At 55.1% G+C, this 2,681-nt stretch carries 1 rRNA gene (cut by a window edge); it reads right to left on the bottom strand.

Annotated features, from left to right (window positions below):
- Positions 1-2,681, bottom strand: a 23S ribosomal RNA gene (locus Q7L55_03670); its annotated part runs 98 nt beyond the window's last position; the annotation flags it as partial.

Raw genomic sequence — 2,681 nt, 5'->3', positions numbered from 1 at the left:
CGCTTTAATGGGCGAACAGCCCAACCCTTGGGACCTACTCCAGCCCCAGGATGCGACGAGCCGACATCGAGGTGCCAAACCATGCCGTCGATATGGACTCTTGGGCAAGATCAGCCTGTTATCCCCGGGGTACCTTTTATCCGTTGAGCGACGCCGCTTCCATATGCATGCGCCGGATCACTAGTTCCGACTTTCGTCCCTGCTCGACCTGTCAGTCTCACAGTCAAGCTCCCTTGTGCACTTGCACTCGACACCTGATTGCCAACCAGGCTGAGGGAACCTTTGAGCGCCTCCGTTACTTTTTGGGAGGCAACCGCCCCAGTTAAACTACCCACCAGGCACTGTCCCTAATCCGGATCACGGATCGAGGTTAGACAGCCAATACGATCAGAGTGGTATTTCAACATTGACTCCACGCGAACTGGCGTCCACGCTTCAAAGTCTCCCACCTATCCTACACAAATCGAATCGACCACCAATACCAAGCTATAGTAAAGGTCCCGGGGTCTTTCCGTCCTGCCGCGCGTAACGAGCATCTTTACTCGTAGTGCAATTTCGCCGAGCCTATGGTTGAGACAGCGCTGAAGTCGTTACGCCATTCGTGCAGGTCGGAACTTACCCGACAAGGAATTTCGCTACCTTAGGATGGTTATAGTTACCACCGCCGTTTACTGGCGCTTAAGTTCTCAGCTTCGCTCCGAAGAGCTAACCGGTCCCCTTAACGTTCCAGCACCGGGCAGGCGTCAGTCCATATACGTCGTCTTGCGACTTTGCATGGACCTGTGTTTTTAGTAAACAGTCGCTTCAGCCTGGTCTCTGCGGCCGACGCCAGCTCAGGGAGCAAGTCCCATCACCAGAATCGGCCCCCCTTCTCCCGAAGTTACGGGGGCATTTTGCCGAGTTCCTTAACCATAGTTCGCTCGATCGCCTTAGTATTCTCTACCTGATCACCTGTGTTGGTTTGGGGTACGGGCGGCTTAAACACTCACTAGAGGCTTTTCTCGGCAGCATAGGATCACTTACTTCACCACAATCGGCTCCCCATCAGCTCTCAGGCGCATGAAACGCGGATTTGCCTACGTTTCGCCCTACAACCTTGGCCGCGGACTACCATCGCCGCGGTTAAGCTACCTTCCTGCGTCACCCCATCGTTTGCCTACTACTAGCTCAGGTCGCGCACTCCTCTGCTTCCGCCCGAAGGCATTCACATTCTTGTGAGCTTAGTATCACTAGGTTCAGCATGGGCGCGTTTAAACCGGTACGGGAATATCAACCCGTTGTCCATCGACTACGCCTGTCGGCCTCGCCTTAGGTCCCGACTTACCCAGGGCGGATTAGCCTGGCCCTGGAACCCTTGATCATTCGGCGGACGGGTTTCTCACCCGTCATTCGCTACTCATGCCTGCATTCTCACTCGTGTGGCCTCCACGGCTGGGTTACCCCGCCGCTTCGCTGGCCACACGACGCTCCCCTACCCATCCACGCACCTGGATCCGAAGACCTGGTACACGCGTGAATGCCACAACTTCGGCGATGTGCTTGAGCCCCGTTAAATTATCGGCGCGGAATCACTTGACCAGTGAGCTATTACGCACTCTTTTAAGGATGGCTGCTTCTAAGCCAACCTCCTGGTTGTCTATGCGACTCCACATCCTTTCCCACTTAGCACACGCTTGGGGGCCTTAGTTGGTGGTCTGGGCTGTTTCCCTCTCGACCATGAACCTTATCGCCCACAGTCTCACTGCCGCGCTCTCACTTACTGGCATTCGGAGTTTGGTTGAGTTCAGTAAGCTTGTAGGCCCCCTAGCTCATCCAGTGCTCTACCTCCAGCAAGAAACACGCGACGCTGCACCTAAATGCATTTCGGGGAGAACCAGCTATCACGGAGTTTGATTGGCCTTTCACCCCTACCCACAGCTCATCCCCCCAGTTTTCAACCTAGGTGGGTTCGGTCCTCCACGACGTCTTACCGTCGCTTCAACCTGGCCATGGGTAGATCACTCCGCTTCGGGTCTTGGACATGCGACTGAATAGCCCTATTCAGACTCGCTTTCGCTACGGCTGCCCCTCACGGGTTAACCTCGCCACATATCGCAAACTCGCAGGCTCATTCTTCAAAAGGCACGCTGTCACCCTGGTCCGAAGACCTTGGGGGCTCCAACGGCTTGTATGCACACGGTTTCAGGCACTATTTCACTCCCCTCCCGGGGTACTTTTCACCTTTCCCTCACGGTACTTGTCCGCTATCGGTCATCAGGTAGTATTTAGGCTTAGCGGATGGTCCCGCCAGATTCACACGGGATTTCACGGGCCCCGTGCTACTTGGGAATTCACTCAAGAGTGAATGACATTTCGTCTACAGGGGTATTACCTTCTGTGCCGGCCCTTTCGCATGGCCTTCGACTATGACATTCGTTTTTGACTCTTTGCCGGACCGTCAGATCCAGCAGAATGCTCCCACAACCCCAAAACGGCAACGACTGACGTCTATCACGCCGCTCTGGTTTGGCCTCTTCCGAGTTCGCTCGCCACTCCTAACGGAATCACTTATGTTTTCTCTTCCTGAGGGTACTGAGATGTTTCACTTCCCCTCGTTCCCGCCTCTTGCCCTATGTGTTCAGGCAAGGGTGACTGGACATGACTCCAGCCGGGTTTCCCCATTCGGACATCCCCGGATCACA

Source organism: Actinomycetota bacterium, from assembly GCA_030650795.1.
GTDB lineage: Bacteria > Actinomycetota > Actinomycetes > S36-B12 > S36-B12 > UBA11398.
The sequence above is the reverse complement of the archived record's forward strand: the minus strand, read 5'-3'. Positions and strand labels throughout refer to the sequence as shown.